The sequence below is a fragment of the Rathayibacter sp. AC451 genome, assembly GCF_979253095.1.
In genome coordinates this window covers 2,585,204-2,610,744 of the sequence record NZ_CEEDBD010000001.1, presented here as the reverse complement: position 1 = coordinate 2,610,744, position 25,541 = coordinate 2,585,204, and the positions used below count along the sequence as shown (strand labels likewise).

Below are 25,541 nucleotides of genomic sequence, written 5' to 3'. Positions count from 1 at the left end.
TCCCCCGCCACGAGACGCCACTCCGGTACGCGACACCCCGGCCGGGGCGTAGCGGAGTGGCATCTCGCGAGGACGTCAGTCCAGGACCGCCCGGGCCACGGAGTCCGCGCGCGCCGAGTCCCCGGTCACGAGCACCCGCCACCACACGTCGTCCGCGAGCACGTCGACCTCGCAGGTGCCGGCCGAGCAGCCCGAGATCGCGCGCTCGCCGAGGCCGTCCACGGGCGAGAGCGGGATCGCCAGCCCCGTGGTGAGCGAGAGAGTGCGCCAGCCCTCCTCGCCCGAGGGGAGGGCGTCGACGCTGATCCCGGAGTAGGCGGCGTCGGCCGCATCCGTCCAGGTGCACGAGGTGTAGCCCGCGCGGGCCGCGGCGGCGGCTCCGGCGGTCGTGATCGGCGCCCCCTCGGTGCCGGCTCCCGGAGTCGGCTGCGCGAGTCCCGCGAGCGACGTCAGCTGCTCGGTCGTCAGCAGGTCGGCGCAGACCGGCCCGGAGCCCGCGACGACCTCGTCGAGCCGACCGGAGGCGGAGTCGGCCGTCGCGGAGGCGAGCGCGGCGAGATCCAGTGCCGTCGGTGCGCCGGTCAGCGCGAGCGAGACCCAGGTCGAGCCGACGAGCACCTGGGCGGTGCAGCTCCCGTCGGTGCACGATCCGGAGGCGGAGTCGCCCGCGGCCAGCGCGGGACCGGCGGGGAGGGCGGCGAACGCGTCGGCCGCGTCCTCGGCCGCCGAGGCGACGACCGACGCGGGCCCGTCCGTCTCGAACCAGGAGCAGGTCAGCAGCCCGCCGTTCTCCTCGGCGGCCGCGCGGATCAGCTCGGCGGAGCTCTGCACCGCGCCGTCCCGGCTGCCCTCGAGCCGATCCGCGGGGAGCCTCAGCGCCTCCGACGCCCTCGAGACCGGCAGCAGGGAGTCGCAGTCGAGCTCGGAGGCGGGCGCCGCGGAAGCGGAGGCCGAAGCCGACGCCGAAGCGGAAGCGGACGCCGAGACGGAAGCGCTCCCCTCCGGAGCCGGCGCCCCCGAGCATCCCGCGAGCGCGAGCCCCGCGATCAGCCCGAGCGCGACGAGCCGCGCCCTCACGCCGAGAGCTCGCGCTCGATCGCCGCCGTGAACACGTCGATGTCGTCCTCGGTGGTGTCGAACGAGCAGACCCAGCGCACCTCGCCCGTCGCCGGGTTCCAGTCGTAGAAGCGCGACACCTCGCGCAGGCGGTCGGCCACTCCGGCCGGCAGTGTCGCGAAGACCGCGTTCGCCTGCGTCGGCTGCGTGAAGGCCAGGCCCTCGATGCGACCCGCCGCCACCGCCTCCTCGAGCCGGGAGCGCAGCCGCGCGGCCATGGCGTTCGCGCTCCGCGCCGAGCGCAGCCACAGCGGCTCCGTCTCGCCGTCCTCGCCGAGCATCGCGAGCAGCTGCGCCGAGAGGAAGCGCATCTTCGACGACAGCTGCATGTTGGTCTTGCGCAGATAGTGCAGTCCGCTCGACGCCTCGGGATCGAGCACCACGATCGCCTCGCCCAGCAGCATGCCGTTCTTCGTGCCGCCGAACGAGAGCACGTCGACGCCGGCATCGGTCGTGAAGGAGCGCAGCGGCACTCCGAGCGCCGCCGCCGCGTTCGCGATCCGGGCGCCGTCGAGGTGCAGCCGCATGCCGTGCGCGTGAGCGTGGTCGGCGAGCGCGCGCACCTCCTCGGGCGTGTAGACCGTGCCGAGCTCGGTGGACTGGGTGATCGAGACGACCAGCGGCTGCGAGCGGTGCTCGTCGCCGTAGCCCCAGGCCTGCTCGTCCACCAGCGCCGGAGTGAGCTTGCCGTCGGGGGAGGTCACCGTGAGGATCTTGATCCCGGCGACCTTCTCGGGCGCTCCGCCCTCGTCGGAGTTGATGTGCGCGGTGCCCGCCGAGATCACGGCGCCCCAGCGCGGCAGCATCGACTGCAGTCCGGTGACGTTCGCGCCGGTGCCGTTGAAGACCGGGAACGCCTGCGCCTGCTCGCCGAACTCGCGCCGGAACGCGTGCTGCAGGCGCTCGGTGTAGACGTCCTCGCCGTACGCGACCTGGTGCGCGCCGTTGGCCGCGGCGATCGCGGCGAGCACCTCCTCGTGGACCCCGGAGTAGTTGTCGGAGGCGAAGCCGCGGACCGTCGGATCGTGCAGAGAGCTCATGGCTTCATCCTCGCAGCCCGTCGCCGGAGGGTCCCTCCGGGTGCGCGTTCAGCGGGTGCTCATGTTTCCGGCATGTGAACAGCCCGGGAGCGACGAGCCGATCTCCGTCAAGAAGTTGGTATCGGCTGAGCGAACGGCCACTCTTGTCCTATGCGCATGGACACATCGGGGGCGGTCCGCGATATGCCGGCCCCTCCCGGGGTGGACGAGATCGCGGCGCGCTTCGGCGACCCGGTCCTCGCGTTCGCCCCGCAGCCCCGACTCGAGGAGTTCGCGGCGGCTCAGACCATGGCGCTCGGGCGGTTCGTCGAGATCTCCCTGTCGTACTCGTTCTTCAAGAATCCGCGCAATCGCGCCGATCCTGTGAACCACGTCCCGCTCACTCCGGAGCAGAAGCGGGCGATCGACCGGGCCGAGAACGACCACCTGCCGCCGTGGATGGTCGACCAGGTCACGCGGATGCGGTACCCCGTTCTGTGGGAGGCCGTGCGCACCTCGGTGCCGATCCCCGCCGAGCGCAGCAGGCCGCTGGAGTCGCGCCTCGCCGCCCACATGGGCGATGTGCTCCGCAACACGTTCCCCGGCCGCGTCCGCAGCCGTCGGGGCGGCATGCCCGTGGTCGCCGCGGCGCTGCGCGACGAGGACGTCGTGCGAGGCGTGCCGGTCGTGGTCGACGGAGAGGCCCTGCGCGGCTACCGCGTCGACACCGATCCCGACGTGGTCGCCATCGGCGCCCGCGTGGACGGCCGCTACATGACCGTGGTGCTCGACCGGAAGATCGTCCCGGACATCCGCATGGAGTTCGTGCGCCGCACGCCTCCGCGCGGTTCGGCTCCGATCGCCCGCCGCTGACGCGCTCTCCGCGATCCCCCGCCGGGCGCCGACGAGGTCAGGACCGCCCGGGCACCGCGATCCCGTGCTCGTAGGCGAACACGACCGCCTGGATCCGGTCCCGCACCCGCAGCTTCATCAGGATCTTCGACACGTGGGTCTTCACCGTGGCCTCGCCCACGAACAGCTGGGCGGCGATCTCGGCGTTCGACCAGCCCCGCGCGAGGTACACCAGCACCTCGCGCTCGCGATCGGTGAGCTCGGCGACGCCCGGGTGCTCCCGGGGGCTCCGGGCGGGGTCCGCGGCGAAGCGCTCGATCACACGGCGGGTGACGTCCGGGGCGAGCATCGCGTCGCCGCGGGCCACGACCTGCACGGCGTCGACCAGGTCCTCGGGCGAGGCGTTCTTGAGCAGGAAGCCGCTCGCTCCGGCCGACAGCGCGTCGAAGAGGTAGTCGTCGCGGTCGAAGGTCGTCAGGATCAGGACGCTCGAGCACAGCCGCGGGTCCTTCACGATCTCGCGGGTCGCGGCGAGCCCGTCCATGCCCGGCATCTGCACGTCCATGCAGATCACGTCGGGGCACAGTTCGGTCGCCCGCGCGATCGCCTCGGAGCCGGTCCGGGCCTCGCCCACGATGACGATGCCCGGCTCGGACTCCAGGATGATGCGGAACCCCGCGCGCACCAGCTCCTGGTCGTCCACCAGGAGGACGCGGATGTCGTCGGTCATGCGCGGCCCCCGCTCGCTGCGTCGAGGCGCCCCCGCGACGCCCCGGTCGACGCTACCGGGTCCGGGAGCGGCTGCGGGCCGACCACCGGCGCCAGCGGGACGTGCACGTGCACGAGGTAGCCCTCTCCGCGCCGGCCCATCTCGATCCGCCCGCCCACGGCCGCGGCGCGCTCGCGCATGCCGGTCTGCCCCAGGCCGCAGGAGGCGGGTGCGGTCGGGTGCGGACCCGTCCCGCCGTCGTCGGCGACCTCGAGCTCGACCGCGTCGGGCAGGTAGCGCAGGCGCAGCTCGGCCCGTGCGCCGGGGCCCGCGTGCTTGCGGACGTTCGTGAGCGACTCCTGCGCGATGCGGTAGAGGCTGAGGCCCACCGTCGCGGGGATCTCGCGCGGGAAGCCGATCGTGCGGAACGCCGTCGGGAGCCCCGAGCCGGCGGAGGCGCCGACGAGCTCCTCGAGCTGCGCGACGCCGCGGGTGGAGGCGGAGTCGGTCGGGACGGTGTCGAGGGGCCCGGCCGCGGGCGACTCCTCGGCGCGGAGTGCGACGAGGATCCGGTGCAGCTCGTCGATCGCCGAGCGGGCGTCGCTCTCGATCGCGCTGAGCGAGCGCGCGGCCTTCTCGGGGTCGCGGGCGAGGACGCGGCGCGCTGCTCCCGCCTGCACCCCCATGACGCTGACGTGGTGCGCCACGACGTCGTGCAGCTCGCGGGCGATGCGCAGGCGCTCCGAGGTGACCGCCTGGCGCGAGGAGCGCTCGCGCTCGTCGTCCAGCTCGGCTGTGCGCGCCTCGAGCGCCTCGAGCCGGCGCGCCGACTGCCACGACGCCTCACCGAAGACGAAGGCGCTGCCGAAGTAGAGCAGGTTGACCAGCAGGACCAGCGCCGATTCGGCGACGTAGGGCGAGAGCGGTCCGACGGACTCGGTGGCGGGCAGCGCCCGGTCGAGCCACTCGCCCGTGATCAGGGAGGTCACCAGCCATCCGAGCATGGCGATCGCGATCACCAGGCGCACTGCGAGGGCGGTACGGCGGTCGCGGCTCCACGCGCCGACCGTGTAGATCGCGAGGAACAGGCAGATCTGGTTGAAGAGCGACTCCGGCACCTGGAGCACGAGACCGAGCGTGTAGACCACCGCGAGGACGATCGCGACGGTGGCCGGGTACCTCCGCCGCAGCGCCAGCGGCAGGGTCAGCGCGACGGCCCAGTGGGCGCTCACGACGGGGTGCGCCGCGGCGGGGAACCCGGCCGAGGTGTACAGCAGCACCGAGATCACGGTCGCGAGCAGGAGGATCCCGGCGGCGACGGCGTCGCGGATGTACTGCGGCCGCGTGGGGGGTCGCCTCGTCCAGCCGGCGTCGAAGGGATCGGCGGCGGCGACGGCGTCGGCACCTCGGGACATGACGTCCACGGTACGCGACCGGGCCGCGGCGGAGGCGGATCCGCAGTCGCCCGCCCCCGCCGCCGGCTCAGTCGCGCCCCGTGATCCCCTTCGTCGACGCGATCACGTCGCGCATCTTCTTCTCGAGGGCCTCGTAGAACATCGACAGCGGGAACTCGTCGTCCAGCACCGCGTCGGTGAGGCCGCGGGGCGGCCCGAGCAGCACCTCGTCAGGCAGTCCGCGGGCCCAGGCCGACGCGGGATGCGGGTGAGCACCGACGCGATCAGGGCGTGCGCGGCCAGCCAGTGCGCGGTCTTCGGGCGGTCGATCGAGCGCCAGTACAGGTCGTCGATCGCGTCCGACAGGGCGACGACCACGTCGGCGACGCCGTCCCACTCGAAGGCGAGGCGCGTGTCCGTCCAGTGCAGCACCCCGTGCCGGTGCAGCCAGGCGAACAGCAGCTGGCCGCCCAGACCGTCGTAGTTGCGCACGCGCGAGCCGGTGAGCGGGAAGCGGAAGAGGCGGTCGAACAGGATCGCGTACTGCACCGAGCGCGCTCGCCCGGACAGGCGCTCCTCGTCCTCGTCGCGGTGCTCGGCCGCGGCGAGACGGCGCTCGATCGCGACCGATTCGCGGAACGCCGTCAGATCGCAGCGCAGCTCCTCGAGCGAGTAGAGGAAGAAGGGCATGCGCTGCTTGATCATGAAGGGGTCGAAGGGCAGGTCGCCGCGCATGTGCGTGCGGTCGTGGATGAGGTCCCACATCACGAAGGCCTCCTCCGCGAGGTGCTGATGGGCGATCAGGCGGCGTGCGTCCTCGGGCAGGTCGAGGCGCGTGACCTCGGCGGCGCTGCTCACGACGCGGCGGAAGCGGGCGGCCTCGCGGTCGGCGAAGATCGCTCCCCAGGTGAAGGTCGGGATCGCGCGCATCGCCACGGTCTCGGGGAAGAGCACCGCGCTGTCGGTGTCGTAGCCGGCGGTGAAGTCGACGAAGCGGACCGGCACGAAGAGCGCGTTCGAGTACTCGCCCGCCTCGAGCTCGGCGACGAAGCGCGGCCAGACCACCTCGACCAGCACGGCCTCGACGTGCCGGTCGCGGCTGCCGTTCTGGGTGAGCATCGGGAAGACGACGAGGTGGCGCAGCCCGTCGATCCGGTCGAGCTGCGGCTGGAAGGCCTGCAGCGAGTCGAGGAAGTCGGGGACGCCGAGCCCGTCGGCGCTCCACCGCTCCAGGTCGACGACGAGCGCGTCGAGGTACGCGGCGTCGTGCGGGAAGCGCGGGGCCAGGGCGCGGACGGCGGCGACGATCCGCTCGAGCGCGGTGCGCGCCTCGAGCAGCATCGCCGGGTCGGCGAGGGAGCCGTCGGACGTCTGCAGAGGCTGCAGGTCGCCGACCGCGGCCTTGAGGTCGAGCCAGGCGGAGGAGGACTCGACGCGGTCCTCGAGGACCTCCGGCTCTCCGACGACTGTGCTCTGCACGAACTGCGACATGGTGATCCTCCTCACGCTTCGAATCCTCGGTGGAACGGGTCGGATGCGACCCGACTCCGAGCGTAGGGCCGCGTGCGCGCGCTTTTCTTGCGTGGGAGCGGAGCGGAGCGGCGACGTCGGCGCTCGCCGCGCACGTCTGCGCCGCGGGGGCGGCAACGGCGCTCAGGAGCGGTTCCGGACGTCGTCGGCGCAGGATCCCGGGGACTTCTCCACGTGTCCGATCAGCACTCCACCAGGGCTCTCGCAGGTTGGACCCCCCGTCCGGGGCTAGATTCCTCCACGACCCACCGTGGCCCCGGTCAGGGGGTCAGGATGGTGCGGACATCGCGGCCGCATCCCGAGTGCGGCCCATCCGATCGACCGGCCACTCCGAACACCTGGCGGAGGAGCACGGCCGACGAGCCATCCTGAGAGAGAGGATCGGAGCGCGTGACGGGACCCGAACCCGGAAGCGACCACAGCACAGTCAGCATCGATCAGCACTCCTCGACCCTCCGCCTGCTGCCCTGGCCGCAGGCGGGCACCGCCGCACTCCGCGTCACCCGCGCGGAGTCCGACACGGGTCGTGGGCACGACGAGGACGGAACCCTGCACGACCGCTACCTGCGCGGTTGGGCCGAGGGCACCGCCTTCTTCTACGCGATCGAGCTCGACGGCGACTGCGTCGGCTCCATCGGCTATTGGTACGGCCACTCTCGCGGCATCGTCGCGTACGAGACGGCCTGGAGCCTCGCTCCCGAGGCGAGGGACGCGGCGTGGCCGCGCGCTCTGTGCGCCTGCTGCTCGACGAGGCCGCGGCGTTCCCGCTGCCCCGCTTCGTGCACGCGTTCGTGCGCACGGACGACGCGGAGGACAGCGCGATCTGCGTCGAGGTCGGCTTCGACCGCGTCGACATCGTCGAGAAGGGCGATCCGCCGAGCCTCTGGGCCGACTGGGCGTTCGATCTGGCGGCGGTCGCCTAGGGGCGGATGAGCGCTCGAGCTCGGCCCGATCGTGCGGTCGAGCCGAGCTGAGCACGCGGGATCGTGTTCACCGGGCCCTGAGGGCGAGCGCCGCCCGACCCGCCGCGTCGCGCGGCGCTCACACCCCGTGAGCGGCGAGCCACGGCCGCAGGACCGCGAGGAACTCCTCCGGCCGCTCGACGCTGGGCAGGTGCGCCGCCTCGTCGAAGACGCAGGAGTCGGCGCCGGGGATCGTCTCGGCGAGGTACTCGTGCACGGGGAACGACTCCGAGAGGTCGTGCGCGCCCACCACGATCAGCGCCGGCAGCGCCAGATCGACCACCCGGTCGTAGGCGGGCGGCTCGAGCGGGATCGGCCGGGGCTTCTCGTGCTCGTGGCCCGCGCGGCCGCGCGCGAGCTCCCGCACGGCCTCGACGAAGGACGCATCGAGCGAGTCCGCGGAGCGCTCCGGCCCGAAGGCCCACAGCTCCGCTTCCCGCCGGGCGACCAGCTCGTGGTCGCCGCGCGTCAGCAGGGCGTCGATCTCGTCGAAGAGGGCGTCCTCCCGCGCGGTCAGCTCCGGATACGGGAAGCCGCCGACACCCGGGCAGATCGCGACGAGCGCACTCACCCGGTCGGGATGGGCGATCGCGAGGTCGAGCGCTGCGGATCCGCCCCGCGAGCAGCCGATGACGGCGGCGCGCTCCACGCCCAGGTGCTCGAGCACCGCGAGGAGGTCGGCCCGCTCGTCGAAGTCGACGTCGTCCGTCGTGGTGCCGCCGAAGCCGCGGGAGTCCAGGCGCACGACGAGATGGTCCTCGGCCAGGGCCGGGACGATCGGGTCCCACATCCTCAGATCGGCGATGCCGGCGTGCACCAGCAGCAGCGCGGGGGAGGAGGCGTGGCCGTCCGCCTCCCAGTGGAGGCTCGCGCCGGGGACGTCGAGATGCGGCATGCGGCCACCGTAGGCCCGGCCCCGTCGGGGTGCAACGGCACCCGACCCTAGGCTGGAGGGACGCCTGCGAGCCGCCCGCTCGCCCGAGGGACGGAGGACGCCGTGGAGGGAGTGCTCACCGGATTCGCGATCATCGGCGTGATCATCGCCGTCGGCTACCTGATCGCCCGCTTCGGCCTGGTGCCTCCCGAGGGCCGCCTGGTCCTCTCCCGCATCGCCTTCTTCGTGACGACCCCCGCTCTGCTGTTCACGGTGCTCTCGAGGGCCGACGTCACGGTGCTCTTCTCCTCCTTCCTCCTGGTGTCGCTCTGCACGGTGCTGCTCGTGGCGGCGGTCTACGTGCTCGCTTCGCGCCTCTTCTTCCGCCGGCCGCTGCCCGAGACCGTGATCGGCACGGCGTCCTCCTCCTACGTCAACGCCAACAACATCGGGCTGCCCGTGGCCATCTACGTCCTGGGCGACCCGCAGTGGGTGGCTCCGACCCTGTTGCTGCAGCTGCTCCTGCTCGCGCCGACGATCCTCACCGTGCTCGACATCTCGACGAGCGGGCGCACCTCGGTCGGCGCGATCCTGACCCAGCCGCTGCGGAACCCCATGATCATCGCGTCCGGGCTCGGCCTGCTCGTCGCCGTCACGGGGGTCGATGTGCCGGCCCCCGTGCTCGAGCCGTTCTCGATCATCGGCAACGCGTCGATCCCGCTGGTCCTCATGGCCTTCGGCATGTCGCTGCGCGGGCAGCGGCCGCTGGAGGCGGGTCCCGCGCGGATCGAGGTCGTCGTCGCGTCGACGCTGAAGTCGCTCGTGATGCCGGCGGTGGCGTGGAGTCTGGGGCGCTTCGTCTTCCAGCTCGACGCCGAGCACCTCTTCGCGGTCACCGTGACCGCCGCGCTCCCCACCGCGCAGAACATCTTCAACTTCGCGACGCGCTACGACCGCGGAGTCGCCGTGGCGCGGGACACGGCCCTGGTGAGCACTGTCGCGGCCGTTCCCGTGCTCATCGCCGTGTCCCTCCTCCTGGGTTGACGCGAACGCGCCCAGCCCGACCCGTCGCGGTGGCCGTCGCCTAGGCTCTCTCGAATGAGCACCACGACGACCTCCTCTCGCCGCGCCTCCGGACAGCCCCGCCGCCGTCGCCGCGGCCTCTGGATCACGCTGAGCATCCTGCTGGTCCTCGTGATCGGCGCGATCGTCGCGGTGCTCCTGGCCGTCCAGACGTACGACAAGGCGATGACGGTCCGCGCCAAGCTCACCTCCGCCATCCCGCTCGTCTCGCAGGTCGCCGACCAGCTCACCGGATTCGACACCGCGGGAGCCGAGGCGACGGCGGGTCAGATCGCGACCCTCACCGGCGAGGCGCGCGACGAGACCGACGACGGCGTGTGGCGCGTGATGGAGATCGTGCCGATCCTCGGGCCCAACCTCTCTGCAGTCCGCGCCGCGACCGAGATCGCCGACGACGTGTCGGGCAAGATCGTCACTCCGCTCTCGGGCACCTCGCTCGACGTGCTGAAGCCGGTCGACGGCCGTGTCGACATCGCCGCGATCACCGACCTGTCGGCCAAGATCGACGTCGCGAAGCAGGTCGTCGACGAGTCGCAGGCGCGCGTCGAGGCGATCGACCGCGGCGCCCTCGTGCCGCAGGTCGCCTCGGCCCTCGACGCCTTCGCTCCGCAGCTCGAGACCGCCACGAAGGCGATGGACCAGGTGCAGCCGATCACGGCGATCCTGCCCGACGCGCTCGGGGCGAACGGGCCCCGCAACTACCTCGTCATGTTCCAGAACCTCGCCGAGGCGCAGGCTCTCGGAGGCGGCGCCTCCTCGGTCATGCTGCTGCAGGCCGACGGCGGAGCGATCTCGATCACGGAGCAGCAGTCCAGCCAGGACTTCCGCGGGCTGGAGTCGGTGGACGTCGATCAGAGCGCGCTCGACACCTTCGGCGGCAACCTCGCCACGACCTTCAACGTGTCGACGAGCCGGCCCGACTTCCCGACCGCGTCGTCCATCGCGACGCAGTTCTGGGCCCAGAAGTTCCCCGACCAGAAGATCGACGGAGTGCTGGCGATCGACCCGGTCGCGCTCTCGTACCTGCTCGACTCGACCGGCCCGGTGGTGCTCACCGACGGCACGGAGCTGACGAGCGAGAACACCGTCTCGACGCTCCTGAACAAGATCTACTTCCGCTACCCGGCCGAGACGGTCGGCGAGCAGACCGACGAGTTCTTCTCGGAGGCGAGCGCCACGATCCTCGGGAAGATCCTCGGCGGCGAGATGGAGCCGACGCGCATGCTGCCGGCGATCGTCAAGGCGGTCGGCGAGAGCCGCATCCTCGCGTACAGCACCGACCCCGACGAGCAGGCCCTCCTCGCTCCGACGCCCATCGCGGGCATCCTGCCCACCGCGAACACCGACACGACCACCACCGGCGTCTTCTTCCAGGACGCGTCGATCGGCTCGAAGATGGACTACTACCTCGACACGGCGGTGACGCAGGCGAGCGCGAACCGCTGCGCCGCCTCCGGAGCGACCTTCACCACGCAGGTCACGCTGACCAACACGATCACCGAGAAGGTGGCGCGCACCCTGCCGCCCTACGTCGCGGCGAACGGCGGCAACAGGTTCCCGCTCGGCGACTTCGTGACCAACGTCTACGTCTACGGCCCTCCCGGCACGAGCGTGACCGGCGCGACCTGGGCCTCCGGGCTCGGCACCGTCGTGCAGACGACGGACGACCTCGGGCGACCGGTCTCGAAGATCGCGGTGCAGCTCTCGCCCGGCGAGTCCGACACCGCCACGGTCACCTTCACGGCGGCCCAGGCGGGCGAGTACGGCGAGCAGGCCGTCCGCGTCACCCCGATGATCAACTCGACCGAGGTCACGCTCCAGGACGACCCGAGCTGCGTCGGCTGACCGGTCGCGCCCTCTGCGGCCGGACGGTCAGCCTGCTGGTCGAGCAGCCCCGCAGGGGCGTCTCCAGACCCGCTACCGCCCCGCATCCCGGCGCGGAGGCAGCCCTCGCGTCAGACCAGCGCCGATCCCGGGATCGAGCTGGTGACCAGCCACGAGGCGAGCAGCGCCGCGCCGAAGCACAGGGCGAGGCCGACGAGCGGGACCCACCAGGCCCGGCGTCCGACGAGGTAGCGCACGACCGTCACGGCCACGGCGATCAGCGTCAGGATCGGCGGACCGAGGAGGGCGAGCGAGACGCCCCAGTCGATGCGGTCGTAGTCGCACGCGATGTTCTGCCCCTCGCACTGCGCGGGGAACACCGAGAGCACGGCGGCGAGGTAGCCGAGGACGATCGCCACCAGGCCCAGCGCGAGGCAGCCGAGGATCGAGAGCACGAGGTCCCAGCGGCGGCGCAGCGGCCGCCCGGCCGCGACCACCTCCCGGACGGTGCGGTAGGCGTCCGTCCGCAGCTCGTCGTGCGCGCGACCGGCCGGACCCGGGCGCGGTGCCGGCCGCGCGGCCGGTGTCCGGGATGCGGCCGGACGGGCGGAGGACGAGCCGCTCGCGGCCGCGCGCGCCCGCTTCTTCTTCGAGGAGGCCACGGTCAGAAGATCATCGGGCGGTCGTCGTCGAGGGTCGTCTCGAGATCGAGGTCGACCACCACGGGGACGTGATCGCTCGGGGCGTCGCCCTTGCGCTCGTCGCGGTGGATCGAGGCGCCCGTGACGAGCTCGCCGAACGCGTGCGAGCCGAGCACGAAGTCGATCCGGAGCCCCTCGTTGCGCGGGAAGCGCAGCTGCTTGTAGTCCCAGTAGGTGTAGCCCTCGGGGACGAGCGGGCGCACGACGTCGTGCAGCCCGGCGGCCTTGAAGGCGGCGAAGGCCTCGCGCTCCGGCGGCGAGACGTGCGTGGATCCGGGGCCCAGCGTCGGGTCGCCGACGTCGCTGTCGAGCGGAGCGACGTTCCAGTCGCCCATCAGCGCCAGCGGCAGGTCGGGTTCGGCGGCGAGCCACTCGCGGGTGCTCGCCTCGAGCGCGGCGAACCACTCGAGCTTGTAGAAGTAGTGCGGGTCGCCGACCGCGCGGCCGTTGGGCACGTAGAGGCTCCAGACGCGCACGCCGTCGACGGTCGCGCCGATCGCCCGCGCCTCGAGGGGGAGGGTGCCGTCCTCGGCGGGGGCCTTGGCGAAGCCGGGCATGCCGGGGAAGCCGATCCGCACGTCCTCCATCGGCAGGCGCGAGGCGATGCCGACGCCGTTCCACTGGCTGATCCCCGCCATCTCGACGTGGTACCCCGCCTCGGCGAAGGCCTCGTGCGGGAACTGCTCGGGCTTGCACTTGAGCTCCTGCATGGCGAGGACGTCGACGTCCTCGCGGACCAGCCAGTCGACGACGCGGCCCGTGCGGGCCCGGATGGAGTTCACGTTCCACGTGGCGATGCGCATCCTCGAAGTGTAGGAGCCGCCGCCGACAGCACGGTGCGGACGGCGGCCGTCCCCCGCGCTCCGGTCATCCGTCCGGCGGATTGCGGAACCGGTGTCGGTGGTCGATGGTTGTCTTGCGCCGTCCCGATCGGCGCCCCGCGTCGTCCCCGCGCCGCCGCCCGCGGCCCGCCTCCCCGCCCGACTCCGACCAGGCGGCCGTTCCGGCGGATCCGCCGTCGATCCGCCCGAGCCGTTCCCGCGGCCGTCCCCGCTCCCGCCCGCTCCAGCCGTCTCGAGGAACCCCGTGATCCTGCTCCGACTCGCGTCGTCCTACGCGAAGCCCTACTCCCGGTGGATCGTCGCGGTCGTGGTGCTGCAGCTGATCTCGACCCTCGCGGCGCTCTACCTGCCGAGCCTCAACGCCGAGATCATCGACCAGGGCATCGGCACCGGCGACACCGACTTCATCTGGGCCACGGGCATGACCATGCTCGTCGTCTGCCTCGTGCAGGTCGTCACCGCGATCGGGGGCGTGTACTTCGGCGCCCGCACCGCCATGGCCGTCGGCCGCGACCTGCGCCGCGACGTCTACCGCCGCGTCGACTCGCTGAGCGGGCTCGAGGTCGGCCGCTTCGGCACCGCCACCCTCATCACCCGCGGCACGAACGACGTGCAGCAGGTCCAGATGCTGGTCCTGATGACCCTCAACTTCATGGTGTCGACGCCGATCATGTGCATCGGAGGCATCGTCTTCGCCCTCCGCGAGGACGTGGGCCTCTCGTGGCTGGTCTGGGTCTCGGTGCCGGTGCTGTTCGTCGTGGTCGGCGTGCTCGTCTTCCTCCTGCTGCCGCTGTTCCGCCTCATGCAGGACCGCATCGACGGCATCAACGGCGTGCTGCGCGAGCAGATCACGGGCATCCGCGTGGTCCGAGCCTTCGTGCGCGAGCCCTTCGAGTCCGAGCGCTACCGCCGCGCGAACGCCGCGATCACCGAGGTGTCGATCAAGGTCGGCAACATCTTCGTGCTGATGTTCCCGGCGATCATGATGATCCTGCACCTCGCCACGGCCGCCGTCCTCTGGTTCGGCGGGCAGCGCGTGGATGCGGGTCAGATGCAGATCGGCTCGCTGACGGCGTTCCTCCAGTACCTGCTCCAGATCCTCACCGCGGTGATGATGGGCGTCTTCATGGTGATGATGATCCCGAGGGCCGTCGTCTGCGCCGAGCGCATCGACGAGGTGCTCGGCACCCGCACGAGCCTCACGAACCCCGAGGGGGAGCGGTCACGCCGACCCTCGGCCGCGTCGAGTTCCGCGACGTCGTCTTCGGCTACCCCGGCGCCGAGCGCCCCGTGCTCTCGGGAGTCGACCTCGTCGCCGAGCCCGGCCGCACGACCGCGATCGTCGGCTCCACCGGCGCCGGCAAGACGACGCTGCTCGGTCTCGTGCCCCGCCTGTTCGACCCGCAGGAGGGGTCGGTGACGATCGACAGCGTGCCCGTCTCGTCGCTCGACCGCGCCCAGCTCGCCGAGGTCATCGGCCTCGTCCCGCAGCGCCCCTACCTCTTCTCGGGCACGATCGCCTCGAACCTCCGCTTCGGCCGCCCCGACGCCACCGACGCCGAGCTGTGGGAGGCGCTGCGCATCGCCCAGGGCGAGGACTTCGTCCGCGGCAAGGAGCACGGGCTCGACGAGCCGGTGTCGCAGGGCGGCACGAACGTGTCCGGCGGCCAGCGCCAGCGCCTGTGCATCGCGCGGGCGCTCGTGGCCCGTCCCCGCGTCTACCTCTTCGACGACTCCTTCTCGGCGCTCGATGTGGCGACCGACGCGAGGCTGCGCGAGTCGCTCGCGGCGGCGACCACCGACGCGACGGTGATCATCGTCGCCCAGCGCGTCTCCACCATCCGCCACGCCGACCAGATCGTGGTCCTCGACGCCGGCCGCGTCGTCGGCAAGGGCACCCACGACGACCTCCTCGAGACGAACGCGACCTACCGCGAGATCGTCGAATCGCAGCTGAGCACCGAAGGGGTGGCCTGAGATGGCACGCGTCCGCGACACCGCGCAGGAGCAGCCGACCGAGCCGGAGTCGCTCGCCCCCGAGTTCGAGCCCGGCGAGGCCGACGGCGGCATGTTCGGCGACGGCCCGCCCGCCCGCAAGGCCCAGCACTTCTGGCCCTCGGCCAAGCGGCTGTTCAGCCTCCTCGGCCCAGAGAAGGCCCGGATGATCGTGGTCGTCGCCCTGGTCTCGGCGTCGGTCGTCCTCACCGTCATCGCGCCGAAGATCCTCGGCCAGGCGATGGACACGATCTTCAACGGCGTGATCGGCTCGCAGCTGCCCGCAGGAGTGCCGCTCGAGCAGATCATCGAGCAGCAGCGGGCCTCGGGCAACGGCACCTTCGCCGACATGCTCTCCAAGACCGACATCGTGCCCGGGCAGGGCATCGACTTCGTCGTGCTCGGCCGGCTCATCATCATCGTGCTGCTGATGTACGTGGTCGCCTCCGTCCTCATGTGGGCGCAGGGCTTCCTCCTCAACGGGCTCGTGATGCGCGTCGTCTACGGCCTGCGCCAGGACATCGAGGCCAAGCTCAACCGCCTGCCGCTGCGCTACTTCGACACCCGGCAGCGCGGCGACGTGATGTCGCGCGTCACGAACGACGTCGACAACATCCAGACCGCCCTGCAGCAGGCGTTCTCGCAGCTCGTCCAGTCGGTGCTGACGATCATCGGCATCGCCGCGATGATGTTCATCGTCTCGTGGCAGCTCGCGCTGATCGCGCTGATCTCGCTGCCGCTGTCGGGCATCATCGCCGGGGTCATCGGCGCCCGCTCGCAGAAGCTGTTCGCCGCCCAGTGGAAGAACACCGGCGCGCTGAACGGCCACATCGAGGAGTCGTTCTCGGGCCTCGAGATCGTGCGCGCCTTCGGTCGCGACCGCGAGATGCTCGAGGAGTTCGACCGTCGCAACGACGACCTCTACAGCGCCTCGTTCGGCGCCCAGTTCGTCTCGGGCATGATCATGCCCGCGATGACCTTCGTCTCGTACCTCTCCTACGTCCTGATCGCCGTCGTCGGCGGGCTGCGCGTGGCCTCGGGCCAGCTCACCCTCGGAGACGCCACCGCCTTCATCCAGTACTCCCGCGAGTTCACCCAGCCCGTCACGCAGCTCGCGAGCATGGCCAACATGCTGCAGTCGGGCGTCGCCTCGGCCGAGCGCACCTTCGAGCTGCTCGACGCCGACGAGCAGGACCCCGAGACGATCACCGACTCGCTGCCCGAGCGGACCGACGGCCACGTCGAGTTCCAGGACGTCTCGTTCTCGTACGACCCGGAGCAGCCGCTCATCGAGGGCCTCTCGTTCTCGGCGCAGCCGGGCCAGACCGTCGCGATCGTCGGCCCGACCGGCGCGGGCAAGACGACCCTCGTGAATCTCGTGATGCGCTTCTACGAGCTCACCGGCGGCCGCATCCTGCTCGACGGAGTCGACATCACCCGCCTCGCCCGCGGCGACCTCCGCTCGCGGGTGGGCATGGTGCTCCAGGACGCCTGGCTCTTCCAGGGCACCATCCGCGAGAACATCCGCTACGGCCGACTCGACGCGACCGACGACGAGATCGCCGACGCGGCGCGCGCCACCATGGTCGACCGCTTCGTGCAGCAGCTGCCCGACGGCTACGACACCGTCCTCGACGCCGACGGAGGGAGCGTGTCGGCGGGTGAGCGCCAGCTGATCACGATCGCCCGCGCGTTCCTCGCCAATCCCTCGCTGCTGATCCTCGACGAGGCCACGTCCTCCGTCGACACCCGGACCGAGCTCCTGGTGCAGCACGCCATGGCCGCGCTGCGCACCGACCGCACGTCCTTCGTCATCGCCCACCGCCTCTCGACGATCCGCGACGCCGACACGATCCTCGTGATGGAGGCGGGGCGCATCGTCGAGCAGGGCGCGCACGACGAGCTGCTGCGCCGTCGGGGCGCCTACTACGAGCTCTACATGACGCAGTTCCGCGGAGGGAGCGAGGAGCAGACCGCTGCGATCTCGCCCGCGGGCCTGCCCGGAGGCGCCGAGACCGCACCGTAGAGTGGCCCTGTGAACGACGCACGCCAGCAGCTCATCGAGTACATCGGCTCCGACGCCGTCTTCCACGGGGACTTCACCCTGACGAGCGGCAAGAAGGCGAGCTACTACGTCGACCTGCGCCGCGTCAGCCTCGACCACCGCGTCGCTCCCCTGATCGGGCAGGTCATGCTCGACCTCATCGCGCCGATCGAGCGCGTCGACGCCGTCGGCGGACTGACGATGGGCGCCGACCCCATCGCCTCGGCGATCCTGCACCAGGGCGCCGCCCGCGGTCTCGCCTACGACGCGTTCGTCGTGCGCAAGGAGCCGAAGGACCACGGACGCGGCCGTCAGGTCGAGGGCCCGGATCTCGAGGGCAAGCGCGTGGTGGTCGTCGAGGACACCTCCACCACCGGCGGCTCCCCGCTGAAGGCGATCGAGGCGCTGCTGAAGGTCGGCGCCGAGATCGCCGGAGTCGCGGTCGTCGTGGACCGCGCCACCGGTGCCCGGGAGATCATCGAGGACGCGGGCTACCCGTACTTCGCGGCGATCGGGCTGGCCGACCTCGGACTGAGCTGATGGTCGACGAGGGGGACCGCACGCGCCGCGGCGACTCCGGGGGCGAGGAGCGTCCGAGGGAGCAGGAGCGACAGGCCGGCGGCAGCGAGTGGCTGCTGCAGCAGCTCAGCGGCGGGCGTCTGAAGAGCATCTTCGAGGCGCCGCGGCAGGCCGCTCCGGAGTCGACCGGGACGACTCCCGCGCCGGCTCGGGACTCCGAGGACGAGCCGACCGGGATGCCTGACGAGGCGGCCCTCCCCGAGGAGTCCGACGCGGCGGAGCGCGAGGACGCGGCCGAGCCCGCGGAGCGCGCCGAGTCCTCGCCCGCGGACGACGCGGAGAAGCCCCCTGCGGAGACGACCGCGCAGGTGCCGCCGCCCGCCGCGGCGGAGGCGTCGGCTCCGCCGGAGCCCGTGGTCGTCCTCGAGCCGACCGCCCCGCTGCAGTCGGCCCAGCAGCCCGAGCCCGCGGAGGAGGTGCGGGAGACCGCGCCCGAGCAGGACCCCGAGATCCACCCCGTGGCCGAGCAGGCGGCCGAGCCGGACAGCTCCGTCGGGTCGCTGAGCGCGCCCGAGCCTGCGCCGGCCCCCGAGCACGAGAGCCGCCCTGAGCCGGAAGCCGGCGACGAGCCGGAGCACCAGCGCGAGGCCGAGCTCGAGCACGAATCGGAGCCCGAGCACGCACCCGAGCCTGAGCGCTCACCCGCTCCTGAGCGCTCACCCGCTCCGGAGCCCGAGCGCTCACCGGAGCCCGAGCAGGTGCAGCAGCCGGAGAGCGCACCGGCACCCGCGCCCGTCCCTCCCGTGGCCCCCGAGCGCGAGCGCCCGCAGCCCCGCTTCGACGCCGCCCGCCGCGACCCGGCGGAGGAGCGCGCCTCCGCTTCCCGTCCGGTGCTGCCGGTCGCCGAGCCGCCGCGCGATCTGCCGACCGCGCCGCCCGCGCTCCGCGTCGAGCCCGAGCACCGCGAGCCGCGCGGCGACCGTCCCGAGGGCGCGACACCGCCGTCGCAGCGCGACACCGCTCCGAGCGGCACCGTCTACCACTGGCCGGACCCCCGCGGCGGGTGGGACGAGCCTCCGGTGTGGGAGGACGTCGTCGCTCCGCAGGAGGACCCGGACGACGACGGCGGCGACGAGGAGCTCTGGCGCGGCACCGCCTTCGCCTGGAACCTCGAGCCCACCGAGCCCGGCACCGAGGCGAGCGGAGACGGCGCGGACGCCGGAGAGACCTCCGACCCGGACGCCCCGCCGACGCCCACGACCGCCGGGACCGCGGACGACGGGAAGCCGTTCTCCACCACGCCCGCCGCGGCTCACGTCAACGCGCCCGCCGCGCGGGAGAGGACTCCTCGCAGCCGGCCCGCCAAGGAGCCGCGCGAGAAGACGCCGCGCACGCCTCGCGAGAAGACCCCGAGGACGCCTCGCGAGAAGACCCCGCGGACCCCGCGAGGGAGGACGGCACCGCCCGCCGCCACGGCTCCTCGGTCCGACAGCGCCGCGTCCGTCGGCTCGGCCACCGAGCCGCCCAGCATCACCGCGCTCGCCGCGCCCTCCCCCGACCGCACCAGGAGCCGTCGTCGACTCCTGATCGGGCTGATCGCGCTCGGCGTCGTCGTGCTGCTCGCCGCGCTCGCGGTCGTGGGCTACCGGATCGCGGCGGGGAACGACTCCGATGCCTCGGCACCCGCTCCGGCCGCCACGACTCCCTCGGAGCAGGCGAGCGCCGCACCGACCGCGGAGCCCACGGCCGAGCTGCCGACCGTCGGACCGCTGCCCGCCGGCACCTACGCGTGGAGCGACCTGCTCGGCGGCGAGTGCCTGCAGCCCTTCGACTCCGTCTGGGCCGAGGAGTTCACCGTCGTCGACTGCGCCACCGCGCACACCGGCGAGATGGTCGCGACCGCTCAGCTGACCGAGGAGGCGTTCCCCGGCCAGGACGCGCTCGCGCTCTCGGTCGCCTCGCTCTGCCAGGCCACCGGAGTCGTCGACGTGCTCGGCGCCGAGGCGTACGGCGACGTCCAGGTCTCGGCGTCCTTCCCGGTCACCCAGGAGCAGTGGGACGCCGGCGAGCGGCGCTACTTCTGCTTCGTCGACCGCGCGGGCGGCGGCGAGCTGATCGGCGCGCTCACCGGCACCCCCGCCGGCTGAGGCTCAGACGAGCCCGCAGCTGTAGGGCCCCCCGTCGCTCGCGTAGAGCACGAGGGGCTCCTCGGTCAGAGCGTCCACGTGGGCGAAGACGACCAGATCGGTCGACTTCAGCACCTCGAAGGTCACGCTCGAGCGATCGCCGACGAGCGTGTACGCGTCCACGTAGTCCGGCGAGTCGGAGCGGGTCTCGATCGCCGTGCCGCCGTACGCCTCCTCGACGGCGGAGCGGGGCGAGCCGATGCCGACGCCCTCATCGGTGGTGATCGACGGACTGCCGATGACCAGGCTGAGCAGGGGACCGGACTCCCCGTCCACGAGGGGCCAGAACGGAGCGCCGCCGAGCGCCTCGGACGCGGGATCGCGCGGGTAGTTCGCGAGCCAGCGAGCGGGGGAGCCGATCGGCTCGACTCCGTTCTCCGCCCAGACCTGCTCGCAGAAGTCCGGATCGACGATCGCGACGGCGGCGCCTCCGGCATCGGCCGGCACGGGCTCGCCCTGGATCAGCGAGCCCGCGCCGTCGGGGGTGTGCAGACCGTCGACGTCGAGCACGAGGTCGGTCAGGGCCGGCGGAGCGGTGGGAGCGGCACCGCTCGCCGTCGGAGTGCTCGAGGGAGCGCTCGTCGCACTGCTCGTCGGGGTCGTCGCGGGAGTGGACGGCGCGGGTGCGGTCCCCGACGCGGTGGGCTCGGGTGCGCTCGGAGTGCAGCCCGCGACGGCGAGCAGGACGGCGCCGGCGACGGCGGTGGCGCGCAGGGCCGGGTGGAAGCGGATCATCGTGGTCTCCTCGCGGGAGCCGTCTCGTCGTGCCCCCGCGCCAGTATCGAGCCGCGCGGCGAGGTGGCGGAAGGCGCCCCGCGCGCTCGTCACCGAAGCGTGTCCTGCTTGTAGGGTTGCCGATCGTGGACGAGAACGAGACGCCGCGCGAGGCCGGCCCGGCCGCCTCCGTCGAGGCCACGACGAACGGCGTGGGGCCGTGGATCGGCGAGCGTCCGCAGGACGAGCGCCTCGACCCGGAGCTGCTCGAGAAGGGCGATTCCCGCAACGTCGTCGACCGCTTCCGCTACTGGCGGATGGAGGCGATCGTCGCCGAGCTCGACCGCACCCGCCATCCGTTCCACGTCGCCGTCGAGAACTGGCAGCACGACATGAACATCGGCTCGATCGTGCGCAGCGCCAACGCATTCGGCGCGCGGGGCGTGCACATCGTGGGCAGACGGCGGTGGAACAAGCGCGGCGCGATGGTGACCGACCGCTACCAGCACGTCCAGCACCACGAGGCGGTCGCCGGTCTCGTCGACTGGGCGCGCGAGGAGGGCCTGCCGATCATCGCGATCGACAACGTGCCCGGGTGCGTGCCGATCGAGACCTTCGCCCTGCCCGAGCGCTGCGTGCTGCTGTTCGGGCAGGAGGGACCGGGGCTGTCGGAGGAGGCGCTCGCCGCCTCCGAGGCCGTGCTCGAGATCTCGCAGTTCGGCTCGACGCGCTCGATCAACGCGTCGGCGGCCGCCGCGGTCGCGATGCACGCCTGGGTGCTGCAGCACGTCCGGTTCTGAGCGCGACCGGTTCTGAGCGCGACCCCGGGATCAGACCACGACGTCCGGCGGGAACTCCGACTCGAGCGGCTCGCCCGACAGCAGCTCGTGGACGCCGCTGAGCACCTCATCGGGGCGGAACGGGTAGCGCTCGATCTCGGCCGCATCGCTGATGCCCGTCATCACGAGGACCGTGTGCAGACCGGCCTCGATGCCCGCGACGATGTCGGTGTCCATCCGGTCGCCGATCATGCCGGTGTTCTCGCTGTGCGCGCCGATCTTGTTCATCGCCGAGCGGAACATCATGGGGTTCGGCTTGCCGACCACGTACGGGTCCTTGCCGGTCGCCTTCGTGATCAGCGCGGCGATCGCCCCCGTCGCGGGCATGACGCCCTCGGAGCTCGGACCCGTGGCGTCCGGGTTCGTGACGATGAAGCGGGCGCCGCCGATGATCAGCCGGATCGCCTTGGTGATCGCCTCGAAGGAGTAGTTGCGGGTCTCGCCCACGACGACGTAGTCGGGGGAGGTCTCGGTCATGATGAAGCCGGCCTCGTGCAGCGCGGTCGTGATGCCGGCCTCGCCGATCACGAAGGCGCTGCCGCCGGGCATCTGCGAGGCGCAGAAGTCGGCGGTGGCGAGCGCGCTCGTCCAGATGCGCTCCTCCGGGACGTGCAGGCCCGAGGCGCGCAGTCGCGCGGCCAGGTCGCGCGGAGTGAAGATCGAGTTGTTGGTCAGCACCAGGAACGGGACGCCCGCGTCGGTCCACTCCTGGATCAGCTCGGGCGCGCCGGGGAGCGCCTTGTTCTCGTGCACGAGCACGCCGTCCATGTCCGTGAGCCAGGCCTCGACCTCGCCGCGATGTGCTGCCATCCCCCGATGCTATCGGCGGGGCCTCCGCTCCGCAGGGTGCGGGCGGAGGCCCCGCATCAGCCGATCAGCGAGGGCTGCAGGTCGCGCAGGGTGCGGAACCGCGTCATGCGGACCACTCCGATCATCGCGAGCGCGAGGCCACCGGCGAGCCAGCAGAGCAGCACGAGGGAGTCGCGCAGCGCCGCTGCGCCGTCGCCGCCGTACATCAGCTGCCGGACGGCGTCCGTCGCGAAGCCCATCGGCAGCACGTGGTGCAGGGCGGCGAGCGGAGCGGGCAGCGTCTGCCAGGGGAAGGTGCCGCCCGCGGTCACGAGCTGCACCACCATCAGCACGAGGCCGAGGAACTGCCCCACGCTGCCGAGCCAGACGTTGAGCGCGAGGATCATCGCGGCGAACGTGAGCGAGGCGAGCGCCATCACGCCGTAGACGCCGACCGGCGACGCGACGTCGAAGCCCAGCGCCAGTGAGATGATCGCGAACAGCCCGGCCATCTGGACCACCCCGAGCAGTCCGGGGGTCAGCCAGCCGGCGAGGGTCACCCGGATCGGCGAGTGCAGGGCGGTGATGGCGCGGCGCGAGACCGGCTTCACGATGAGGAACAGCGCGTAGATCCCGATCCAGCCGGCGAGGCTCGCGAAGAACGGGGCGAGGCCGGCGCCGTAGGTCCCGGCCGAGGCGACCTCGCTCCGGTCGACCTCGACCGGATCGGCGATCGCCGAGGCCTGGGCCGCCTGCTGCTCGGCCGAGCGGTCGGGGATCGCGACGACTCCGTCCTCGAGGCCGTCGCGGAGCGTCGCGGCACCCGTGGTGAGGTCGTCGAGGCCGGTGGTGAGATCTCCCAGCCCGTCGCGGAGCGTCGCCGATCCGTCGCGGAGGGAGCCGGCGCCGTCGCGGACGGTCGCGGCGCCGTCGGCCGCGGACCGCGCTCCGGTCGCGGCGGTCGCCGCTCCGCTCGCCAGCTGCGACGATCCGTCGGCGGCGGTCGAGATGCCGGCGGTGAGGGTCGGCGTCGCGTCGGCGAGCGCCTGCGCGCCGGTGGCGACCTGCTGCGCTCCTCCCGCGAGCCGGTCGATCAGGGCGACCTGGCCCTGCGCCTGCGCGTTCGCGGCCAGGGCGTCGTCGCCCAGTGGGTCGAGCAGCGCGAGGATCTCGGCGGTCCGGGCGGGGTCGACCCCCGACTCCTGGAGGCTCGCCTCGATGTCGCCGCGGACCACCGGGACGCTGTCGGCGACCTGCTGGGAGGCGGCCCCGACGGCGTCGACCTGCGTCGCGAGGGCGGCGTCGCCGGCGGCCACCTGCGCCGCGCCGTCGGCGAGGGTCGCGGTCTGCGCCGGCAGGTCGGCGGTCGCGGTGCGGAGCTGCTGCAGCCCGGAGTCGAGCGCGGTGCCGCCGTCGGCCAGCTGCTGCACCCCGCCCGCGAGGGAGGCGGTGCCGTCGGCGAGCGAGGACGCTCCGTCGGCGAGCTGCGCGGCTCCGTCGGCCAGGGTTCCGGCACCGGCCTGCGCGGACGCGGCGCCGCTCGAGAGGGTCGTGGCGCCGTCGACGAGCTGCGTGCCTCCGTCGACCGCGGTGGTGAGGTCGCCGCGGATCGTCGCGAGGCCGACCAGGAACTGCGCGGCCGCCTCCTCGTCCACCTTCTCGACGATGGAGGCGCGCAGGGTCTTCGCCGCCTGCTCGCCGATCGTGCTCGCGAGGTAGCTCGTGGCGTCGTTCGTGGTGAGGACGACGCTCGCGCGGTGCGGCGCATCGCTCCCCGCCGAGGCCAGCGCGGCGGAGAAGTCGGCGGGGAGGGTGACGCTGAAGTCGTACGTCCCGTCGTCCACACCCGCTGCGGCGTCGGCGGACGAGACGCGGTGCCAGTCGAACGCGTGGTCCTCGAGGAGCTGGTCGGCGACCTCGTCGCCCGTGTTCGTGACGGTGCCGTCGTCGGCCGTCGTGCCGGTGTCGTCGACGACCAGGGCCACCGGGACGTCGGTGAGCTTCGCGTACGGGTCCTGGTTGGCCCAGAGGTAGAGGCCGCCGTAGAGGATCGGCACGAGCATCAGTGCGATCAGCGCGAGGCGGGCCATCGGAGTGGCGGTGAGGCGGCGTAGCTCCGCCTGGATCATCTGGGGGATGCGGATTCTCATGAGCGGGTTCCGTCGAGAGGTTCGGGGTCGGCCGCGGTGGGGTCGATCGGTGGGGTGGGGAGCGGAAAGGCGTCCTGGGACGCGTGCGGAAGGGCGGCGGCGAGTGCGCCGACCGTCTCCTCCTCGAAGCCGTCCTCGAGGGTCCGGAGGGCGACGGGTGCCGTCTGCACCGGATCGAACTGCGTGCGCAGCAGATCCGTCGCCGCGATCGCCGACGCGGAGGCGGTGCCGGCGATCACGAGGACGGCGACGCCGCGGGCGGCGAGCTCCTTGGCGAGCGCCCACCAGCCGGCCGGGTCGCCGCCGTGCCGGTCGGGCGACACGATCACGAGGGCCTGCACCCCCGAGCGGAGCAGGGCCAGCTCGGCGAGCACGCGGACGCGCTCGAGTGCGGGGACCTCGGACATCGGCCGACGCGCCAGAGCGGTGACGCCCAGGCCCTCGAGGGCGCGGGCGACGGCCCGGGGGTGCGAGGGGCGGCCGGCGAAGACGAGCTCCTCGGCGGTGACTCCGCCCAGCGTGACGTCGGGGGCCGGCTCGCTGACGGCGGGGGCGTCGACGAGCGCGACGGCGGCGCGCATCCGCTTCGGGTCCTCGGCGCCGTCGACGGTGATCCGGCCGGTGCCGGGGCGCATGCGGCCGCTCGCGAGCAGGCCGAGGACCGTGGGGCGCTGTTCCGTCTCGGTGAGGGCGAGGGTCGCGGATCCGCTCGAGAACGAGAGCGAGACGGGTGGGAGCGCGCCGTCCTTGGCGACGTCGTGCAGCTCGATCCTCACGCGCGGCCCCTCGGCGAGGACCCGGGTCGCGAGGGCGTCGGCGTCGGCCCAGCCGAAGCCCGCGATGGCGAGCACGTCGACCATGACGAGGCGCTCGGCCTGCGCCTCGCCGAGACCGGAGTCGGCCGCCTCGTCGAGCACGGCGATGGCGGCGTCCTCGATCAGGCGGGCCAGGCGTCCGGGGTCGACGTCCGGACGGAAGCGGCCGGAGGAGATCCCGCGGGCGGCGGTCGCCCGCAGCTGGGCCCGCACGGGCTCCAGCGTCCCGGCGACGATCTCGGCGTAGGGCGAGCGGAGCGCGGCGCGAGCGGGGAGGCGGATCGCCTCGACCTCGTGCCACATCCGCGCGCCGATCAGGGCGAGCTCGCAGGCCGCATCCTCGTGCCGCACGGGGGAGAGGGCGGCGGCGATGCGCGCCGCTCCCTCCTGGAACACGGTGGTCAGCAGCTGCTCCCGGGACGAGAAGTGGCCGTAGACGGTGCGGCGGGTCACCCCGGCCTCGGCCGCGATCGCCTCGAGGGAGGCGTCGGGGTCGGTGCGGAGGAGGGTCCTCGCCGCGAGGAGGATCGCGGCGCGGTTGTCGGTCGCGTCCCGCCGGGGAGCTCTGCTGGTGGTCACCGGTC

The 25,541-nt window shown here is 72.8% G+C and carries 19 protein-coding genes and 2 pseudogenes; 9 read left to right on the top strand and 12 right to left on the bottom strand.

Going from position 1 to position 25,541, the window contains the following annotated elements; translation table 11 throughout:
• Nucleotides 1–75: 75 nt before the first annotated feature.
• A complete protein-coding gene (locus AC0CID_RS12480) occupies nucleotides 76–1,077 on the bottom strand; it encodes a hypothetical protein (protein WP_465227051.1) in 1,002 nt (333 codons plus the stop codon).
• Entirely contained in the window at nucleotides 1,074–2,156 is a 1,083-nt protein-coding gene (locus AC0CID_RS12475; protein ID WP_465227050.1) for a threonine aldolase family protein, read from the bottom strand. The genes AC0CID_RS12480 and AC0CID_RS12475 overlap by 4 nt, the downstream gene beginning before the upstream one ends.
• Before the next feature lie 201 nt (nucleotides 2,157–2,357).
• Here AC0CID_RS12475 and AC0CID_RS12470 point away from each other — a divergent pair, with 201 nt between their 5' ends.
• Nucleotides 2,358–3,008, top strand: coding sequence for a hypothetical protein (locus AC0CID_RS12470; protein ID WP_207403358.1), 651 nt, complete (start codon nucleotides 2,358–2,360; stop codon nucleotides 3,006–3,008).
• A 37-nt stretch (nucleotides 3,009–3,045) separates the two neighbouring features.
• Here the strand turns inward: AC0CID_RS12470 and AC0CID_RS12465 are convergent, their stop codons facing one another.
• The 3 genes and pseudogenes from AC0CID_RS12465 to AC0CID_RS12455 all read right to left on the bottom strand — a co-directional run bounded on the left by AC0CID_RS12465 (nucleotide 3,046) and on the right by AC0CID_RS12455 (nucleotide 6,581).
• On the bottom strand, nucleotides 3,046–3,717 hold the full coding sequence (locus AC0CID_RS12465; protein WP_207403359.1) for a response regulator: 672 nt from the start codon (nucleotides 3,715–3,717) through the stop codon (nucleotides 3,046–3,048).
• Nucleotides 3,714–5,111 carry a sensor histidine kinase gene (locus tag AC0CID_RS12460; RefSeq protein WP_465227049.1) on the bottom strand — a complete coding sequence of 466 codons (1,398 nt, stop codon included), beginning with the start codon at nucleotides 5,109–5,111 and terminating at the stop codon, nucleotides 3,714–3,716. Before AC0CID_RS12460 ends, AC0CID_RS12465 begins: the two co-directional genes overlap by 4 nt.
• A 67-nt stretch (nucleotides 5,112–5,178) precedes the next feature.
• Nucleotides 5,179–6,581 (bottom strand): annotated as a pseudogene (locus tag AC0CID_RS12455) (DUF6421 family protein).
• A 755-nt stretch (nucleotides 6,582–7,336) separates the two neighbouring features.
• Here AC0CID_RS12455 and AC0CID_RS12450 point away from each other — a divergent pair.
• Nucleotides 7,337–7,543, top strand: a complete 207-nt coding sequence (locus tag AC0CID_RS12450; RefSeq protein ID WP_465227048.1) for a hypothetical protein — start codon at nucleotides 7,337–7,339, stop codon at nucleotides 7,541–7,543.
• A 118-nt stretch (nucleotides 7,544–7,661) separates the two neighbouring features.
• On the opposite strand, the gene AC0CID_RS12445 is transcribed toward AC0CID_RS12450, so the two are convergent.
• The gene (locus AC0CID_RS12445; protein WP_465227047.1) at nucleotides 7,662–8,477 is read right to left on the bottom strand and encodes an alpha/beta fold hydrolase; all 816 of its coding nucleotides are present in this window, start codon (nucleotides 8,475–8,477) and stop codon (nucleotides 7,662–7,664) included.
• 102 nt (nucleotides 8,478–8,579) lie between these two features.
• On the opposite strand from AC0CID_RS12445, the gene AC0CID_RS12440 reads away from it, so the two are divergent.
• Both AC0CID_RS12440 and AC0CID_RS12435 read left to right on the top strand, forming a co-directional pair.
• The gene (locus AC0CID_RS12440) at nucleotides 8,580–9,500 is read left to right on the top strand and encodes an AEC family transporter (RefSeq protein ID WP_465227046.1); all 921 of its coding nucleotides are present in this window, start codon (nucleotides 8,580–8,582) and stop codon (nucleotides 9,498–9,500) included.
• 54 nt (nucleotides 9,501–9,554) lie between these two features.
• Nucleotides 9,555–11,384, top strand: a complete 1,830-nt coding sequence (locus tag AC0CID_RS12435; protein WP_465227045.1) for a DUF4012 domain-containing protein — start codon at nucleotides 9,555–9,557, stop codon at nucleotides 11,382–11,384.
• Between the two features lie 110 nt (nucleotides 11,385–11,494).
• Here the strand turns inward: AC0CID_RS12435 and AC0CID_RS12430 are convergent, their stop codons facing one another.
• A complete protein-coding gene (locus tag AC0CID_RS12430) occupies nucleotides 11,495–12,025 on the bottom strand; it encodes a hypothetical protein (RefSeq protein ID WP_207403365.1) in 531 nt (176 codons plus the stop codon).
• Between the two features lie 2 nt (nucleotides 12,026–12,027).
• On the bottom strand, nucleotides 12,028–12,867 hold the full coding sequence (locus AC0CID_RS12425; protein ID WP_465227044.1) for an exodeoxyribonuclease III: 840 nt from the start codon (nucleotides 12,865–12,867) through the stop codon (nucleotides 12,028–12,030).
• A gap of 286 nt (nucleotides 12,868–13,153) precedes the next feature.
• Here AC0CID_RS12425 and AC0CID_RS12420 point away from each other — a divergent pair.
• From AC0CID_RS12420 to AC0CID_RS12405, 4 genes and pseudogenes are all read left to right on the top strand, one after another.
• Nucleotides 13,154–14,883, top strand: a pseudogene (locus tag AC0CID_RS12420) (ABC transporter ATP-binding protein).
• A gap of 1 nt (nucleotide 14,884) precedes the next feature.
• Nucleotides 14,885–16,927 (top strand): ABC transporter ATP-binding protein, encoded by a 2,043-nt coding sequence (locus AC0CID_RS12415; RefSeq protein WP_465227043.1) that lies wholly within the window; start codon nucleotides 14,885–14,887, stop codon nucleotides 16,925–16,927.
• A 9-nt stretch (nucleotides 16,928–16,936) separates the two neighbouring features.
• Nucleotides 16,937–17,485, top strand: a complete 549-nt coding sequence (gene pyrE, locus AC0CID_RS12410; RefSeq protein ID WP_055794176.1) for an orotate phosphoribosyltransferase — start codon at nucleotides 16,937–16,939, stop codon at nucleotides 17,483–17,485.
• On the top strand, nucleotides 17,485–19,611 hold the full coding sequence (locus AC0CID_RS12405; RefSeq protein ID WP_465227042.1) for a septum formation family protein: 2,127 nt from the start codon (nucleotides 17,485–17,487) through the stop codon (nucleotides 19,609–19,611). Before pyrE ends, AC0CID_RS12405 begins: the two co-directional genes overlap by 1 nt.
• Nucleotides 19,612–19,614: 3 nt before the next feature.
• Here AC0CID_RS12405 and AC0CID_RS12400 read toward each other — a convergent pair whose 3' ends face one another.
• Nucleotides 19,615–20,385: a hypothetical protein gene (locus AC0CID_RS12400; protein ID WP_465227041.1), complete on the bottom strand. Its 771-nt coding sequence runs from the start codon at nucleotides 20,383–20,385 to the stop codon at nucleotides 19,615–19,617.
• Between the two features lie 125 nt (nucleotides 20,386–20,510).
• Here AC0CID_RS12400 and AC0CID_RS12395 point away from each other — a divergent pair, with 125 nt between their 5' ends.
• Nucleotides 20,511–21,164 (top strand): TrmH family RNA methyltransferase, encoded by a 654-nt coding sequence (locus AC0CID_RS12395; protein WP_465227040.1) that lies wholly within the window; start codon nucleotides 20,511–20,513, stop codon nucleotides 21,162–21,164.
• A gap of 30 nt (nucleotides 21,165–21,194) precedes the next feature.
• Here AC0CID_RS12395 and AC0CID_RS12390 read toward each other — a convergent pair whose 3' ends face one another.
• Genes AC0CID_RS12390 through AC0CID_RS12380 form a run of 3 tightly spaced genes read right to left on the bottom strand, consistent with a single transcriptional unit; the run spans nucleotide 21,195 to nucleotide 25,536 of the window.
• A complete protein-coding gene (locus tag AC0CID_RS12390; RefSeq protein WP_077224455.1) occupies nucleotides 21,195–22,013 on the bottom strand; it encodes an HAD-IIA family hydrolase in 819 nt (272 codons plus the stop codon).
• Nucleotides 22,014–22,069: 56 nt separating this feature from the next.
• Nucleotides 22,070–24,136 (bottom strand): YhgE/Pip family protein, encoded by a 2,067-nt coding sequence (locus tag AC0CID_RS12385; RefSeq protein WP_465228096.1) that lies wholly within the window; start codon nucleotides 24,134–24,136, stop codon nucleotides 22,070–22,072.
• Between the two features lie 2 nt (nucleotides 24,137–24,138).
• Nucleotides 24,139–25,536 (bottom strand): TetR/AcrR family transcriptional regulator, encoded by a 1,398-nt coding sequence (locus tag AC0CID_RS12380; protein WP_465227039.1) that lies wholly within the window; start codon nucleotides 25,534–25,536, stop codon nucleotides 24,139–24,141.
• Nucleotides 25,537–25,541 lie beyond the last annotated feature (5 nt).